Below are 16,079 nucleotides of genomic sequence, written 5' to 3' on the forward strand. Positions count from 1 at the left end.
GGGCCCTCCCGGCGCTCAGTAGGTGGAGGGGATCAGCCGCGCGAGCGACTCGAACCAGAGCAGCGCCGCCGCCAGCAGTACCGGACTCGTCACCAGGTACGTCGAGACCGTCCGCCAGCGCCGGTAGAGGACGATCGTGCCGAACAGCGCGCCCACCGTGGCCAGGCCCCACCCGATCGCGGGCAGCCAGCCGCCGGGGTCGCGGCCCAGGCCCAGTTCGTCCACCTTGATGGGGTCCCGGTCGAGGATCTTGAGCGAACTCGGCGGGCCGTCCAGCCGGGACACCACCGCCAGCCTGCCACCGGGCCGGTCGGCGTCGCCGGTGGTCAGCAGTGTCAGGCGGTTGACGAAGGTGGCCTGGGAGAGGAAGTCCTCCTCGCCCGTCCTGGCCCGCTGCACGGCCTCGACCGTGTGCGGGAACCGGCCCTCCTGGGTGCTGACCGTGATCTTGTCCCCGGGCCGCAGCTCGCCGATCCTGGCGAACGGGCGGCCGTACAGGTTGCGGTGCCCGGCCAGTACCGCGTTGCCGACCTGGCCCGGCATGGGGGAGGGGCGGTAGTGGCCGGCCGCCTCGCGCAGCTCACTGGTTCCGGTGCCCTGCACCACGACCTCGCGTACCCCGATCCGCGGGATCTCCAGCAGCGCCACGGGGGTGCCGGGGCTCGGTACCGAGGACAGGTCCTTGTCCCCGGCCATGGGCGCGGCGGCGATGGCGGCGGAGACCTTGAAGTCCTCGTTGAGCCGGTCGAGCATGATCCGCTGGTTGCGCTCGTACGTCAGGTGCCCGAACCACGAGGCGTAGGACGAGAACGCGAGCAACAGCGCCCCGGCGATCGTGACGGCGGTGACCATGTGCCGCCCGAGCCTGCGCGCCCCCGGCGGTATCACCACCCGCCGCCGCTTCGCGGGGCCGGGCGCACCCGCGTACGGCGGAACCGGGCCGGGCGGCGGAGCGGCGTACGGTGGGGCGGCCCCCGGCACCGCACCGGGATATGCGGCGTACGGCGGGGCGGTGGGTACCGGGCCAGGATGGGCGGCGTACGGCGGGGCGGTCCCCGGGGCCGAGCCGGGCGGAGCCGCGTACGGCGGTACCGGGCCCGGATGGGCGGCGTACGGCGGGGCGTAGCCCGCGCCGGGATGGCCGTTGCCCGGGAAGGTGATCGTCACCGGGCCCTGCGGGACGTACGGCATGCCCGGATGCCCGTACGGCGGCGGCGCGCCCGCCGCACCCGGCCCGAGGCGGGCCAGTTGCGCCTGCACCGTCACGCCCAGACGGATCATCGCCGCCCCGTACCGCGAATGCGCCGACTCGACCCGCGCCCGCAGCCCCGGATGGCCCTGGACCACCGCGCCGGCCTGGGTGAGCAGGATCGCCAGGGCCCCGGCATGCACCAGCGTGCCCTGCGGGTCGGCCCCCGGCGCGTCCGCGACGACCAGCGCCACGGCGGCCTCGACCTGCTCGACGGCCTGCTCGACCTGGGCGACCAGAAGGACGGGGTCCTGCGGAGTGCCAGGGACCATCATGCCTGCGGAGCACCCGTGCCGTCGCCGCCGCCGCGGCGGCGGAGGCGCTTGCTGATTTCGTAGCCGCGCCAGCCGCCGCCGAGCAGGACGGCCACGGCGCCGATCGCCGCGATCAGACCGGCGGGCAGCATCCAGGCGCCCGCCGGGATCACGCCACCGCGTACCGTGCCCTCCCCGCCCGCACGGGAGACCTGGGCGGCCGGGGCGGACGACTGGGTCAGCGAGATGGTCGGCGGCTCGGAGGCGGGCGGAGGGGGCGGCTCAGAGACGGGCGGCGCGGACGTGGGCGGGGCCGACGTGGGAGGGGCGGCGACCGGCAGGGCGATGTTCTCGTCAGCGGGCGGAGCCGAAACCGGCTTGGTCCGGGAGGGCGTGACCGGGCGCGTGGCCCGGGGCTTGGCGGGCGGGGCCGACGGGCCGGGCGCGGTCTTCTTGACCGTCGCGACGGGCTCGGGGCCGGCGTGCTCCTGCTGCTCCTCGCCACCGCCACCGCCACCGCCACCGCCGCCGCTGTTGTTGTTGTCCTCACCGGGCGGCGTGGGGCCCGGGTCATCCGGGCCATCGGGCCCAGGCGGGGACGGTGGGGGCGTGGTCGGCCCAGGGGTCTCCGGGCCGGGTTCCAGCAGCATCCGCACCACCTCCTCCGACTGCTCCCGAAGCCGCCGCGGCAGTGCCGGCGCGCCGAGTTCGGCCGCCTTCGCCTGCCCCGCGTCGCTGATCACATGCTCGATGAAGGCCGCCAGGGTCTTGCGCTTCTCCAGCGGGAGCGGGTTGCGCCCGGACGCGTCGGCCGCCGGGACCGCGATGTAGTGGATCATCGGCAGCGGGTACGCGTCCGCCTCGCCGGTCCGGTCGAAGACCGGGGTGTACGTGCCGTCGGCGTTCTTCGTCATCGTCTCGAAGCCGGCGAGCAGGGCCTCCTTCGTCGGCAGCACGTACCGTCCCGCCGCGTTCTTCACCGGCGCGGAGTTGATCACGTACCCCTTCTCCCGCGCCGCCGTCACCTGGGTGATGTCGGTGAACCCGAGCGCGCCGATGTTCTGCTTCTCGGCGTTGCTCTCCTGGTAGGTCTTCCCGTCCGCCTGGACCAGCTTGATGCCCTTGCCGCCGAGGGTGGCGATGTACTCCGCGGCGGTCGCGCCGTTCTCCGCCGAGTACATCTCCCCGTTCGCCTTCGGCCGTAGCCACAGGTCACCGGGCTCGGAGGAGAACACCTCGGCGAACCGCCCCGGCGGCAGGGACGCCGCCAGCCACGACGAGATCAGCTTGTTCTGGGCGGACTGCCCGGCGCGTGGCACGATCCGCGCGTCCAGCGTCGGCAGCCCGCACCCCCGGTTGTCGTCCACGGTCGGGCCCTTGAGCGTCGAGTCCGACCATAAGGACGTGCCGAGGCCGAGGAGTTCGGTCACGGAGGCGGCCGACATGCGGGTGGTGGCCAGCCCGAGCCCGCCGTACTCCACCCCGTTGGCGATGCTCAGCCCGGTCAGCGCGATCGGGGCGTAGGCCACCGCGCCGCCGGTCTCCTCGGGCGTGAGCCCGGTGCCCACGACCGCGAAGTCCGCGCCCTCGGCGAAGCCGCTGGCGAACCCCTGCTTCAGCTTGCCGGCCCCGAACACGGACGTCCCCCGCAGGTAGGAGACGTCGCGGGCGGGCGTCTTCCGGCGGATCGAGATCAGCCAGTCGGTGATGACCTCGGAGAGGTTCACCGAACCGGCCCCGCTGATCGGCGCGCCCTCCGGCCGCTCGGGGATCGGCAGCGGGTCGGGCACCTTGACCTCCACCCGCATCGGGGGCGGCGGCGGCCAGTCCGTCATGACCGGCACGCCGTCCGGGTTGCTGAACCGCAGGTTCTCACTGGCCGCGGCGAGCGCGGGGTCGGCGAGGTCGGTACGCGGGCTGGGCACCAGCTTCCAGTCCGTGCCGTCCTGGGTGAGGGTGAGCGGCTGGTCCCACTCGCACTCGCTCACCGTGACGATGCACGCGCTCTCCCACTCCTCGCCCTTGTACTCCCCGTTGCAGCCGAACGGCTCGTTGCCGCGGCCCCGGGAGATGATCGTCTGCTGGAACATGCCGGTCGTGATGACCGTGGACAGCTTTCCCTCGCCGTCCGCGCCGGTCTGGGCGTACCGGCGGATCTGGTGGGCGCAGTGGAACATGCCGGCCCCCCAGCTCGGCAGCCCGAACAGCCCGACCAGGTCGGGGGTCCGGCACTGGGAGATCACCACGCGGGTGCCGGGGGTGAAGCCCTTCCACCTGATCTCCACCTGCTGGTCGGGGTCGAGCTCGACGGACGGCACGCCGTCGGCGCGGGTCTCCGCGTCCAGCCAGATCTCCACTGTCGGGGCCGGGGCGAACCTGGCCGGGCCGGGCGCCGCGGCCAGTAGCGCCGGGCTGGTGAGTGCGAAGGTCAACAGCAGGGCACGGGTACGCCTGGCCACCGCTCAACTCCATTGGGTCGAACCGACAATCCAGGACCAGACAAACGGGCCGCGAGCTGCCCGGACAATCCCCGGTCCCGCCCGTCCGCCAGATTTCCCACCGAGTTCACAAAAGTGCGGTGGAACGGACACGTCTCTTGAATTCCGTATCGAATTCTTATGGCCCCGTTAACCCCGTGGCGGCTGGGCCGTACCACGCCGGGGCGGAAACTTGCCCCGACTCATGGACCGAAACCCGCCGCGAGGACCGATCAGGAAGGACCGGGCACTCCCCGTGACAACGGAGACACCGCGCACCATCACGGCCAGGCTGAGCCGGGGCGACCGCGTCTACCGCGCCGTCACCACCTCGGCCGCCGCCACCGTGCTGGTCACGATCGTGCTGATCACGGTGTTCCTGGTGCTCACCGCCATACCGGCGATCCAGCGGGCGGGCTGGTCGTTCTTCACCACCACCGCCTGGAACCCGGACGAGCCGTCCGGGCGCTTCGGCATCGCCGCCATGATGTACGGCACCGCGGTGACCGGGCTGATCGCGATGGTGTTCACCGTGCCCATCTCCATCGCCACGGCCGTCTTCATCAACGAATACGCGCCGCGCGCCCTGAAAGGCGGGCTGACCACCGCGGTCGAGGTGATGGCCGCGATTCCCAGCATCATTTTCGCGGGCTGGGGACTGCACGTCCTCATTCCGTTCCTCGATCCGATGGAAAAATGGGCGGTCGATCATTTGGGCGGGGTCTTCTTCGTGTTCGAGGCCCGGGAGATCGGCTCTTCGTTCTTCAACGTGGGCCTGGTGATCTCGCTGATGGCGATCCCGATCACCACCTCGATCATGCGCGCGGTGCTCGCCCAGGCGCCCCGGCACGAGTGCGAGGGCGCGCTGGCGCTCGGCGCGACCCGCTGGGGCATGGTGCGGACGGTGGTCCTGCCGTTCGGCCGGGGCGGCATGATCGGCGCGTCGATGCTGGGGCTGGGCCGGGCGCTGGGCGAGACGATGGCGGCCACCCTGATCTTCAGCTTCGCCTTCGAGATCAAGCCGCGCCTCTTCGAGAACGGCGGCGTCACCATCGCCAGCGGCATCGCCATCTACTTCAAGGAGTCGCGGGAACTGGGCCTGAGCGCGCTGATGGCGGCGGGCGCGGCGCTGTTCCTGGTGACGTTCGTGATCAACCTCCTCGCCGCCCGCGTCGTGGACCGCGCGGAACGGGCCGCCCGATGACCGTCACCGCTCCGGCCGGCGCACGGCCACGTTCCCGGGTGGCCGCGCCGCGCCGCCGTCCGGGGGCCTGGCGGCTGTCCGACAGCATCGAACTGGCCGCCGCCGCGTCCTCCTCCTACGTGCTGACCTGGCTGATCTTCGGCCGGCTCATGCCGTTCACCGTGCAGCCCGCCGGCTTCGCCATCTGCTGGTACGCGCTGTTCCTCGGCGCGTACTGGGGCGTGGCCCGCGACTCCAGCGGCCCCGTGGTGGCCCGCGACCGCATCATGGCGGTGCTCATCAGCACCGGGGCGGGCCTGGCCCTCGCCCCGCTCCTCCTGGTCATCGGGTACGTGGTCTACCGCGGGCTGAGCAGCCTGCGCCCGGGGTTCCTGCTGGAGACCATGCAGCTCACCGGACCGTTGCAGCCCGCCACCGAGGGCGGCGGCATGCACTCCATCCTCGGCACGATCGAACAGGTCGGCATCGCGGCGCTGATCTCGGTGCCGCTCGGCATCCTCACCGCCGTCTACCTCAACGAGGTCAAGGGACCGATCGCGGCCCCCGCCCGCCTGGTCGCCTCCGCCATGACGGCCCTGCCGTCCGTGGTGGCCGGGCTGTTCGTCTACGCCCTGCTGATCGTCCGGCTGCGCTGGGGCTTCTCCGGGTTCGCGGGCAGCCTGGCGCTGGCCATCCTGATGCTGCCCACCGTGACCATCGCGGCCGAGCAGGTGCTGCGGATCGTCCCGGGCAGCCTGCGCGAGGCGGCGCTGGCGCTCGGCGGCCCGGAGTGGCGGGCCGTCGCCCTGGTCGTACTGCCCACCGCCAGGACCGGCCTGATCACCGCCGTGATCCTGGGCACGGCCCGCATCATCGGCGAGACCGCGCCGATGATGCTGACCGCGGTCGGCACCAAGATCCTCAACCCGAATCCGTTCGGCGGCATCCAGGACGACCTGCCGCTCTTCGTCTACCACCAGATCCGCGCCCCGCAGGACACCTCGGTGGACCGCGCCTGGGCCGGATCGCTGGTCCTGCTGATCCTGGTGCTGCTGCTCTTCCTGCTCGCGAGGGCGGGCGGCCAGGGCGGGCGGCGAAGTGGAAAGGGAACCCGCCGATGACCGCCGACACACAGGTGACGGACACCACCGACGCGCCCGGCCCGGCCGGCGGCACGCTCGACGCCGTGGGCGTGAGCGCCTGGTTCGGGCAGCGCAAGGTGCTGGAGCAGGTGGACATCGTGATGAACTCCGGCGAGGTCACCGCGCTCATCGGCCCGTCGGGCTGCGGCAAGTCGACGTTCCTGCGCATCCTCAACCGCATGCACGAACTGGTGCCCGCCGCGACACTGGCGGGTTCGGTACTGCTGGACGGCGAGGATGTCTACGGCACCGCGCTGGCGCTCACCGAGGTACGCCGCCGGATCGGCATGGTCTTCCAGAAGCCGAACCCGTTCCCGGCCATGAGCATCGCCGACAACGTGACCGCGGGCCTGAAGCTCACCGGGCGCAGGCCCGCCGACCGGGAGGCGCTGGTCGAGGAGTGCCTGCGCCGGGCGAGCCTGTGGGACGAGGTGCGCGGCCGGCTGACCGCCCCCGCCGGGGGCCTGTCCGGCGGCCAGCAGCAGCGGCTGTGCATCGCGCGGTCCCTGGCGGTACGCCCGGACGTGCTGCTCATGGACGAACCGTGCTCGGCGCTGGACCCCACCTCGACCCGGCGGGTCGAGGAGACCATCGGCGAACTCAAGGAACAGGTGACCATCGTGATCGTCACCCACAACATGCAGCAGGCGCAGCGGGTCTCCCAGCGCTGCGCGTTCTTCCTCGCCGAGGAGGACTCCCCGGGCCGGGTCGTCGAACAGGGCCCCACCGAGCAGGTCTTCCAGCACCCGGAGGACCCGCGTACCGCCGACTACGTCAATGGCCGCTTCGGCTAGCACCGCGAGGAGCACCATGATCGCCGGACGCCTGTCCCGGGTCACCGCCGCCGTCTTCCTGGCCCTGCTGTGCGCCGCCGCGCCCGCGCGAGGGTCCGCACTGCCCCCGGTCAGCGGGGCGGGCTCGACGTTCGCCTCCCCGGCGATCGACCAGTGGATCGTGGACGCCGGGGCCAAGCTGGGCCTGGCGGTGAGCTACAACGCCAACGGCTCCACGGCCGGCCGTACGCAGTTCGAGCAGAAACTGGTGGACTTCGCCTCCAGTGACGTCTCCTACCGGTTCCCGAACGGCCTTGCCAACGAGCCGACGCCCACCCAGCCGTTCACGTACATGCCGCTGGTGGCGGGCGGCACGGCGATGCTCTACAACCTGAAGGACAACGCCGGCCGCCCGATCACCGACCTCCAGCTCACCGGGCCGCTGATCATGAAGATCTACCACCAGCACTGGAAGTCGAACGGGAACATCCTCTGGAACGACCCCATGATCAAGGCGGAGAACCCGCACCTGGAGTTCCGCCTGCCGGCCACGCCGATCATCGTCGTGGCCAGGAAGGGCGGCTCGGGCACCACGGCGGTCTTCACCGAGTACCTGCGGACGCAGGCCCCCCAACTGTGGCACGAGTACATCTACAACAGCGGCCAGGCGTGCTATGGCGGCGAGCCGTGCCTGCCGACCAGCGACTGGCCCTCCGAGCGCGGCGCGGAGCTGCGCGCCGACTCCGCCGGGCTGGCCGACTTCGTCGGCTCCAAGAACGGCACGATCGGGTACGCCGAGTTCGCGTACGCGCTCCAGCGCGGCCTCCCGGTGGCCAGGGTCCAGAACAAGTCGGGCAACTACGTGCTGCCCACCGCGTGCAACCAGGCCATCGCGCTGACCGAGGCCAAGCGCAACCCCGACGGCACGTACAACCTGCTGGAGGTCTACAACCACGGCCACCCGAGCGCCTACCCGATCTCCAGCTACAACTATGTGATCGTGCCGGCCGGCGGCTCGGACCCGGCCAAGGGCGAGACGATGGCCAAGTTCGTGCTCTACTCGATCACCGACGGCCAGAAGCTCGCCTCCGACCTGGGGTACTCGCCGCTCCCGAGCAACCTCATCGGGCAGGGATTCAACGCGCTGAACGACGTGCCGGGACACCCCCCGATCCCCACCGACCCCGACGTATGGGGCAAGTTCTACCAGGGCCTGGCCCTGCCCGACGGCACCAAGTGCGGTGACGCGGGCCAGAAGGGCACCGGCGGCGGCGTGGACGGCGGTGGCGGCGTCGGCGGCAACGACGGCGGCGGCCAGAACAACGGCGACCAGAACCAGAATCAGAACCCGAACCAGAACCCGAACGGCGACAAGGACAAGCCGCAAAACCCGGGCCAGAACCAGCCGCAGAACAAGAACACCCCGAACGGCAACAACCCAGCCAAGAACACCAAGCAGCCCACCCAGGGACCCGGGACGAACAACCCCCAGCAGACCGGGGGCCCGGTCGCGCAGGGGCAGGGCCAGGGCCCCACCGGTCCGGCCGCCCCGGTCCAGGACGGCGTCACCTCGCCCACGTCGCCCGACGGCACCGTGACCACGACCACCGGCGATCCCGCGCTCGCCCTTCAGCAGCAGCAGTCGCAGACCCTCGCCCAGTCGGGCGCCGCGACCGCGAACAGCCTGATCGACCCGCGGCTCGCCGCCGACTCCGCCAAGGCGGTGGACGCCACGGCCCGGTCGGCGGCGACGCCGTGGGCGCTGTACGTCGTCGCGATGGTCGTCATCACCGGCCTCTTCCTGCCGCCGCCCCTGCTACGACTGATCCGCCGCAAGAGGGGCGCGTGAGCTTACGGTCGTCGCGCGCCACAGCCGCACGCACGACACCACCGCCGCCGCCACCAGCAGCCCGTTGCGCAGGGTGAGCACCGCCACCCCCACGACGGTGCTCTCCTGGACGGCCACGAAGAGGTTCGGGAACTCCAGCATGGTCACCGCGGTCGCGGCCAGGACCAGCGTCACCACCGGGCGCTGCGAGGTGCCGCGGGCCGCCGCGCACACCGCCGCCAGCCCGACCAGCCACACCAGGTACTGCGGGCTGATCACCCGGCTGGTGACGACGAACAACAGCACGGCGGCCAGGGCGGCGTCGGCGGGGGTGGCGTCGGTCCAGGTACGGGCCCTGCGCCGCCAGTACACCAGCCACAGCAGGCACCCGGCGGTCACGACCAGGGACAGCCGCCCGGCCTCCGCGGTGAACGGGCCGATCATCTCCATGGACCCGTAGTTGGGGGCCACCTCGCCGGGCCAGCCCGCCCAGCGGGCGAAATGGAACGCCAGCGCCCATACCGACTCGACCTCGACACCCCGGTCGCGCTGCGCGCTCAGGAAGTCCGCGCCGCGCCCGAGGAAGGCCAGCACGCCCAGCGTCGTCACCGCCGCGCCCGCCGCCGCCCCCAGCACCGCGTTCCTGGCCACCCGCCCGCGCGGCACGCCGATCAGCGCCAGCGCGGGCCAGAGCTTCAGCCCGGTGGCGACCCCGAGCAGCAGCCCGCCTCCGGTGGACGACCTGCGCAGCCGTACCAGCCCCAGTACGGCCAGCGCCGCCACCACGAGGTCGTACCGGGCGTACACGACCGGCCCGAGCAGCGGCACGCCCGCCAGCCACACCCACAGGCCCGCCCGTTCCGGCAGTCTGGCCAGGGTGTACGTCACGAGGGCGTCGCAGACGACCAGGATCGCCATGAAGCCGCTGAGGTAGCCGAACGGCAGCAGCGAGGGCGCGATCATGAGCAGTGCCGCGCCCGGCGGGTACTGCCAGGTGGGGTCATCGACCGGGAGCGATCCGGTGGTCCGCATGACGCCGTACCAGTTCTGGTAGACGCCGCCGACGTCCACGTTGACGCTCTCGAAGATCGTCACGACGTCGAGCACCATGAGCAGCAGCAGGACCCGGGTCGCCAGCCAGAGGTAGATGATCGTCAGTGCCGCCCGTGCGGACGATCGCTGGGGGGTGATCACGCGCGGAGCCTAGCGGCCCAGCATGACCACCCCCTGTACGCCCCGGGAACGCCCGGCGTCGCCGCCTGTGCCCGAAACCTTCACGCCGCGTTCCCCCGGGAGCCGGGGGCGCGTCCCTAGGGTGGCACGCGTGATCGGGAGCCGGGTGGCGGCGCTCGCGCGGGTCATCAGGCCGCCGGTCGAGCGGAGGGTCCTGATCGCGCTGGCGGTGGCCGCGTTCTGTGCGTACGCGCTGCTCAGCCTGACCAAGCACCGCCTGTTCCAGACCACCAGCATCGACCTGACGATCTTCGACCAGGCCGTGCGCGGCTACGCGGCGTTCCAGACGCCGACCAGCCCGGTCAAGGGGTTCAGCATCGGCAAGGACGCCGCCTGGAACCAGCTCGGCGACCACTTCTCGCCGATCCTCGCGCTGCTCGCCCCGCTGTACTGGATCCACGACGCCCCCGAGACCCTGCTCGTCGCCCAGGCCGCGCTGCTCGCCCTGGCCGCGATGCCGATCTGGGCGTTCGCCCGACGCCGGCTCGGCGTGCTGCCCGCCCACCTCACCGCGGCCGGGTACCTGCTGTCCTGGCCCGTCGCGCACGTCGTGGCGTTCGACTTCCACGAGGCCGCCGCCGTCCCGCTGCTGAGCGCGCTGCTGATCGAGCGGTACGAGGCGGGCCGGCACGCCGTGGCCGCTTCGGCCGCGTTCGGGTTGCTGCTGGTCAAGGAGGACATGGGGCTGACGGTCGCGGCGTTCGGGGCGCTGGCCGCGGTACGCGGGGAGCGGGGGCGCGGTGCGGCGTACCTGGTGGCCGGGCTGGCCTGGACGGTCCTGGCCCGCGCGGCGCTGATCCCCGCCGTGGGCGGCGACCCCGGCGCGCACTGGGCCTACCAGCACTTCGGCCCGGACGTCCCCGAAGCGCTGGCGGGGATGGTCGCCGACCCGCTTGGGGCCCTTCAGTACCTGGTGACGCCTGCCGGCAAGCTCAGCACGGTCGTGCTGCTGCTGTGGACGGCGCTGCCGGTGTGCCTGTGCTCGCCGATCATCGTGGTGGCCGTGCCGCACCTGCTCGAACGCATGCTCTCCGACAATCCGAACTGGTGGGGCACCGACTTCCACTACAACGCCTTCACCATCGCCATCGTGTTCTGCGCGGGCGTGGACGGCGCGGCCCGGCTTGCGCACAGGTACGGCCGGGCCGGTATCGGTCCGGCGTGGGCCGCCTGCGTCTGCGCCGTCGCGCTCACCCTCGCCCCGCAACATCCCCTGGGCCGGCTGGCCGACCCGGGCTTCTACCGCGCCGGGCCTGATGTCGCTGCCGCCGCCGAGGCGGTCGCGCTGGTACCGGACGGCGTCATGGTGGAGGCCGCCAACCACATCGGGCCGCGCCTCACCGCGCGCACGACCGTCCTGCTCTGGGAGGACGGCAAACAGAACGCGCCCTGGGTGGTCGCCGACACCGCCCGGCAGGTCTTCCCCTGGCCTTCGGCGGAACGCCAGCGCGCGCGGGTGGCGGAACTGCGGGCGGCCGGTTATCAGGCGCTCTTCGAGCGGGACGGATATGTCGTACTACACCGGGGCGAGTGAGCTATCGCGGCTTTGTCGGCTTCGGCGATGTCGGCGGCGTCGGCGGCGTCGGCGGCGTCGGCGATGTCGCGCAGGGGGTCGCGTTCCCGGCCCAGGCGGTCGGCCGGTTCCAGTGTCGCCGTGCGCAGCGCCCGGCGCGTCATGGCCACCTGGCCGGCGGGAATCCGGTCCAGCGCAGGTCGGCGGGGAGATGGCTCATGTCGTTGAACATCACCAGCGTGGGCGGCAGGCCGGCCCGGTAGTGGATGACCGTCAGCGCGGCGTTGGCGCTGTTCAGGTCGAGCCACCGCGACGGCGGCGCGTCCAGCGCGTGCCGTACCAGCCACGCGATCGGATACGCGTGCGTGACCAGGACCTCGTGAGTGTCGCGCCGGCCCTCGCCGGGGGCTCTGGCGAACCGGGCGACCAGGGCCTCGGCGAGCCGGTGCCCCGAGGCGGCCTCGGCCTCCTCGTATCCGTCGAAGAAGCCGGTCCACGACGAGGGCGTCTCTTCCGCGCGGGGCACGTACGGTACGTGATCGATGAGTTCGGGGGCCTCGTCCACGAACACCTGCGGGAGGTGCCGGGCGAGTTCGTGCGCGCTCGCCACGGCGCGCGGCAGCGGGGAGTGCCAGACGGCGTCGATCGGCATGCCGGCGAGGCGTTCGCCCAGCAGGGCCGCCTGCCGGTGACCGAGGTCGGTGAGGTTTCCGAAGGCGTCGGCGGCGCCGTGGCGGGCCAGGTAGAGGTGTCGCGTGGTCATGAGCGGTTCGGGCGGTGCGGCGGTGCGGCCCCGCCGCCCTGCTCCTCCCGGATGACGGTGATGGTGCCGCTGGTGCCATCGAGGGTGACGGCGACGCCGTCGTGGAGCCTGCTCGTGGCCCCTTCGACACCCAGGACGGCGGGAATGCCCAGCTCGCGGGCGACGATCGCGGCATGCGAGAGCACGCCGCCGACCTCGGTGACGACACCTGCGGCGACGCGCAGCAGCGGCGTCCAGGCGGGATCGGTGAAGGGGCAGACGAGAATGTCCCCCGGCCGTACACGGCCGAAGTCACCGGGACCACGCACGATCCGCGCGGTACCGGCAACGGTTCCGCGACTGCCCGGCGTCCCTGTCAGCGCGGCCTGAGCCTCGCCGGGGCTGCGGATGATCGGCGCGCTGCCGGTTCCGCGACTGCCCGGCGTTTCTGTCAGTGTGGCCTGACCCTCGCCGGGGCTGCGGATGATCGGCGCGCTGCCGGTTCCGCGACTGCCCGGCGTTTCTGTCAGTGTGGCCTGAGTCTCGCCGGGGCTGCGGATGATCGGCGCGGTTCCGGTGGCGGTTCCGTGGCTGCTTGGCGTTTCTGTCAGTGTGGCCTGAGCCTCGCCGGGGCTGCGGGCGATGACCTCAGTGCCGGTTCCGTAGCTGCCCGGCGTCCCTGTCAGCGCGGCGTGAGTTTCGCCGGGGTCGTGGGTGATCGGCGCGGTTCCGGTGCCGTGGCTGCCGGGTGACCCTGTCGGTGCGGCCTGGGCCTCGCCGGGCGCGCGGGGCGGGAGTACGGCGGTGATCGGGCGGGCTTGCAGGATCCAGACGCGCCCGTCGGCGATCGCCCACTCGATGTCCTGCGGCCCGCCGCGTACAGTGGCGATCTCCCTGCCCAGTTCGGCGAGCCGTACGGCGGTCGCGGTGTCCAGCGCCGGCCGGTCCCGGTCGGGGACGGGCACGTCACGAGTGACGAGCCGCCCGCCGTGCCGGTCGAGCCGGGTTCGTTTGGGCGCGATCGTCTGCTCGACCGACCCGTCTCCGGCGACCCGGTAGGCGTCAGGGGTCACCGTGCCGCCGACGACGCTGGGCCCGAGGCCCCAGGACGCCTCGATCATGGTCCCGTCGTCCGGACCGGCGGGGGTGAACATGACGCCGGACACGTCGGCGTCCACCTGGCGTTGCACGATCACGGCCATCGCGAACTCGCCGGACGGCCGGCCGTGGCCGGAGGCGTCCCGGTAGGCGAGGGCGCGAGGCGCGAGCAGCGAGGCCCAGCAGGCGCGCACGGCGTCGGCGACGTCGGCGGCCCCGCGTACGGCGAGGATGCTCTCGTGCTGACCGGCCGCCGAGACCTGGCCGGTGTCCTCGTCCGACGCGGACGACCGTACGGCGACAGGCGGATCGCCAAGCCCATCCAGCGCCCGTGCCAGTTCCTTGACCACGGCAGGGTCGAGGGGTCGGCTCTCGATGGCCCGCCGAGCCGCATCGGGATCATTCAGCTCCCGTACGACGGCGCGGTAGGCGGCGAACGGCACCACGAAGCCGTCCGGAACCGGCACCCCCGCCCGCAGCAACGCGCCGAGCGCGCCGGCCTTGCCCCCGCACTCCCCGGCGACGGCCGAGATCAGTGATACGAACACCTCACCCTCCTCTCATCAACAAAATATTGACAACATTTCCTTGATTCTGGATTATAGGCGCATGGCAAGCAAGCCGGACATTTCTCACGCCGGGCACGAGGATCGGGCCCAGGCCGGTCGTGAGCACGACGCGAGCAAGCGGCTCCTGGCCCTGGGCGCGGACCAGCTCAGCCCCCGCCCGTGGCGACCCGCACCGGCCCCGCCTTCGGCGCTCGACCTCGTGCAGTTCGCCGTCTGGCGTAACGCCGGGCTGAGCCCCGAGGACGTCCTGGCCGCACTCACCCTCATGCCCGCCGCCCGCGCCGAGGTAGAAGGGCTGGAGTCCGCCCTGCTGTTCACGGCGCGCGGCGCGGGCCTGACCTGGGCACAGATCGCGCAGGCGATGGGGTTCAACTCGCCGCAGGCGTGCCAGCAGCACTACAACCGGCTGACCGCGCGGCAGGACGCCACATCGTGACCCGGGACTCGCAGACCCTCCTGCTGGTCCTGCACGGGGTGCGCATCCTCGGGTTCGCGGAGGCCCCGGCGGTCGCCGCCCGGTACGGGCTCGACGCGGCCGAGGCGGAGGAACTGCTGCGGGACGCCGAAGCCTACGGCTGGGTCTCGTACTCCGCCTTCGCCGGGTCGGGCGGCTGGTCGCTCACCGAACGGGGCCGCGCCGAGAACGAACGCCTGCTCGCCGCCGAACTCGCCGCCGCCGGTACCACCGGAACCGACTGCGGCGGCACCGAAACCGGCACCGGCATCGGAACCGATGGAACTGGCCTCGGCGGCACCGGCACCCACAGAACCGACTCCGGCGGCATCGAAACCGGAACCGACGGAAGCGACTCCGGCGGCGCTGGTACCGGAACCGACGGAACCGGCCTCGCCAGCACCGGCCCCGGCACCCACGGAAGCGACTCCGGCGGCGCTGGTACCGGAACCGACGGAACCGGCCTCGCCAGCACCGGCCCCGGCACCCACGGAAGCGACTCCGGCGGCACCGGAACCGGCATCGGAACCGATGGGACCGGCCTCACCGGCACCGGCACCGGCGGAGTCGGCAGCGATGGAGCCACAACGGTCCGTGACGTCTACCGGGAGTTCCTACCGCTCAACGCCCGCCTCCTGCGGGCCTGCACCGACTGGCAGCTCCGGCCCGCCGCCGGCGACAGGCTCGCCCCCAACGACCACTCCGACCCCGCCTGGGACGCCAAGATCCTCGACGAACTGACCGGCATCTCACGCGCCCTCACGCCCCTGTCCACCCGGCTCGGAAGCGTCCTGGCCCGGTTTCGTGGATACGACACCCGCTTCGCGGACGCCCTCGCGCGCGCCCGAGCCGGGGAGAACGCCTGGGTGGACCACACCGACATCGACTCCTGCCATCGCGTCTGGTTCGAGCTCCACGAAGACCTCATCGCCACACTCGGCCTCGACCGGCACACGCACCCCTGACCCCGGCGGCGCACCACGGGAGTACTTGAATTTCTCAATCACCCCCCTTGGAATTGCGGCGGACCGTTCGTTTAGGCTTGCCTACGGCGGGAAGCAGAGATCTTACCCGTGTGCTGCTCCCTGTCCGGATCATTGCCTATGCACTTCCGCAATACCGCGAACGTCGCGACCCACCCCGGTCGAGAGAAGGGTGATTGTGGATGACCAGGACGACGCAGCTCCGCGTATACACTGTGCGTGCGGGGCTGCTGGACGAGTGGGCTGACAAATGGCGAAGACTTGTCGTGCCGCTGCGACAGCAGTTCGGTTTCGAGATACAAGGTGCCTGGATGGATCGGGATCGAAACCAGTTCTTCTGGATCTTGTCGTATGCGGGAGCAGAGAATTTCGCCGAGATCAATGAGCGGTACTGGGTATCGCCGGAGCGCGAGCGGATCGGGCTCGATCACCGCGACTACGTGGTGAAGACCGAGGTCCGAGAGGTGGACGAGGCTTAGAGATCAAGGACCTGACACCCTCCGCAGCCGGACGGGTGTGATCGAAGAAGGCGGTGGCCACCTGAGTGGGCCACCGTCTTCTTGTACGGATTAGTGAACGCC

The 16,079-nt window shown here is 71.9% G+C and carries 14 protein-coding genes; 8 read left to right on the forward strand and 6 right to left on the reverse strand.

What is annotated here, in order from left to right; translation table 11 throughout:
• Window positions 1-15 precede the first annotated feature (15 nt).
• Together ACH34R_RS38710 and ACH34R_RS38715 are read right to left on the reverse strand one after the other, a co-directional pair.
• Window positions 16-1,524: a sortase gene (locus tag ACH34R_RS38710; protein ID WP_397566569.1), complete on the reverse strand. Its 1,509-nt coding sequence runs from the start codon at window positions 1,522-1,524 to the stop codon at window positions 16-18.
• Complete coding sequence (locus ACH34R_RS38715; RefSeq protein WP_397566570.1) at window positions 1,521-3,962, reverse strand: substrate-binding domain-containing protein; 2,442 nt, start codon at window positions 3,960-3,962, stop codon at window positions 1,521-1,523. Before ACH34R_RS38715 ends, ACH34R_RS38710 begins: the two co-directional genes overlap by 4 nt.
• 274 nt (window positions 3,963-4,236) lie before the next feature.
• Here ACH34R_RS38715 and pstC point away from each other — a divergent pair, with 274 nt between their 5' ends.
• Genes pstC through ACH34R_RS38735 form a run of 4 tightly spaced genes read left to right on the forward strand, consistent with a single transcriptional unit; the run spans window position 4,237 to window position 8,927 of the window.
• Window positions 4,237-5,184, forward strand: coding sequence for a phosphate ABC transporter permease subunit PstC (gene pstC, locus ACH34R_RS38720; protein ID WP_397566571.1), 948 nt, complete (start codon window positions 4,237-4,239; stop codon window positions 5,182-5,184).
• The gene (pstA, locus tag ACH34R_RS38725; protein WP_397566572.1) at window positions 5,181-6,284 is read left to right on the forward strand and encodes a phosphate ABC transporter permease PstA; all 1,104 of its coding nucleotides are present in this window, start codon (window positions 5,181-5,183) and stop codon (window positions 6,282-6,284) included. Before pstC ends, pstA begins: the two co-directional genes overlap by 4 nt.
• Window positions 6,281-7,099: a phosphate ABC transporter ATP-binding protein gene (locus ACH34R_RS38730; RefSeq protein ID WP_111168108.1), complete on the forward strand. Its 819-nt coding sequence runs from the start codon at window positions 6,281-6,283 to the stop codon at window positions 7,097-7,099. The genes pstA and ACH34R_RS38730 overlap by 4 nt, the downstream gene beginning before the upstream one ends.
• Before the next feature lie 16 nt (window positions 7,100-7,115).
• The gene (locus ACH34R_RS38735) at window positions 7,116-8,927 is read left to right on the forward strand and encodes a substrate-binding domain-containing protein (RefSeq protein ID WP_397566573.1); all 1,812 of its coding nucleotides are present in this window, start codon (window positions 7,116-7,118) and stop codon (window positions 8,925-8,927) included.
• Here the strand turns inward: ACH34R_RS38735 and ACH34R_RS38740 are convergent.
• Entirely contained in the window at window positions 8,895-10,100 is a 1,206-nt protein-coding gene (locus tag ACH34R_RS38740) for a glycosyltransferase 87 family protein (RefSeq protein ID WP_397566574.1), read from the reverse strand. The genes ACH34R_RS38735 and ACH34R_RS38740 overlap by 33 nt on opposite strands.
• A gap of 130 nt (window positions 10,101-10,230) precedes the next feature.
• Between ACH34R_RS38740 and ACH34R_RS38745 the strand changes: the two genes are divergently transcribed.
• Window positions 10,231-11,673: a DUF2079 domain-containing protein gene (locus tag ACH34R_RS38745; protein ID WP_397566575.1), complete on the forward strand. Its 1,443-nt coding sequence runs from the start codon at window positions 10,231-10,233 to the stop codon at window positions 11,671-11,673.
• Here ACH34R_RS38745 and ACH34R_RS38750 read toward each other — a convergent pair.
• The 3 genes from ACH34R_RS38750 to ACH34R_RS38760 are packed head-to-tail and all read right to left on the reverse strand — an operon-like array spanning window position 11,622 to window position 14,040.
• Window positions 11,622-11,816 (reverse strand): hypothetical protein, encoded by a 195-nt coding sequence (locus tag ACH34R_RS38750; protein ID WP_397566576.1) that lies wholly within the window; start codon window positions 11,814-11,816, stop codon window positions 11,622-11,624. The genes ACH34R_RS38745 and ACH34R_RS38750 overlap by 52 nt on opposite strands.
• Window positions 11,813-12,415, reverse strand: coding sequence for a histidine phosphatase family protein (locus tag ACH34R_RS38755; protein ID WP_397566577.1), 603 nt, complete (start codon window positions 12,413-12,415; stop codon window positions 11,813-11,815). Before ACH34R_RS38755 ends, ACH34R_RS38750 begins: the two co-directional genes overlap by 4 nt.
• Window positions 12,412-14,040: a PEP/pyruvate-binding domain-containing protein gene (locus ACH34R_RS38760; protein ID WP_397566578.1), complete on the reverse strand. Its 1,629-nt coding sequence runs from the start codon at window positions 14,038-14,040 to the stop codon at window positions 12,412-12,414. The genes ACH34R_RS38755 and ACH34R_RS38760 overlap by 4 nt, the downstream gene beginning before the upstream one ends.
• A 61-nt stretch (window positions 14,041-14,101) precedes the next feature.
• Here ACH34R_RS38760 and ACH34R_RS38765 point away from each other — a divergent pair, with 61 nt between their 5' ends.
• The 3 genes from ACH34R_RS38765 (at window position 14,102) to ACH34R_RS38775 (ending at window position 15,977) form a co-directional block, all read left to right on the forward strand.
• The gene (locus ACH34R_RS38765) at window positions 14,102-14,497 is read left to right on the forward strand and encodes a DNA-binding protein (RefSeq protein WP_397566579.1); all 396 of its coding nucleotides are present in this window, start codon (window positions 14,102-14,104) and stop codon (window positions 14,495-14,497) included.
• Window positions 14,494-15,480: a hypothetical protein gene (locus ACH34R_RS38770; protein ID WP_397566580.1), complete on the forward strand. Its 987-nt coding sequence runs from the start codon at window positions 14,494-14,496 to the stop codon at window positions 15,478-15,480. The genes ACH34R_RS38765 and ACH34R_RS38770 overlap by 4 nt, the downstream gene beginning before the upstream one ends.
• A gap of 200 nt (window positions 15,481-15,680) precedes the next feature.
• Window positions 15,681-15,977 carry an NIPSNAP family protein gene (locus ACH34R_RS38775; protein ID WP_397566581.1) on the forward strand — a complete coding sequence of 99 codons (297 nt, stop codon included), beginning with the start codon at window positions 15,681-15,683 and terminating at the stop codon, window positions 15,975-15,977.
• Window positions 15,978-16,079: the final 102 nt, after the last annotated feature.

Source organism: Spongiactinospora sp. 9N601 (assembly GCF_044326295.1).
Taxonomy (GTDB): Bacteria; Actinomycetota; Actinomycetes; order Streptosporangiales; family Streptosporangiaceae; genus Spongiactinospora; species Spongiactinospora gelatinilytica.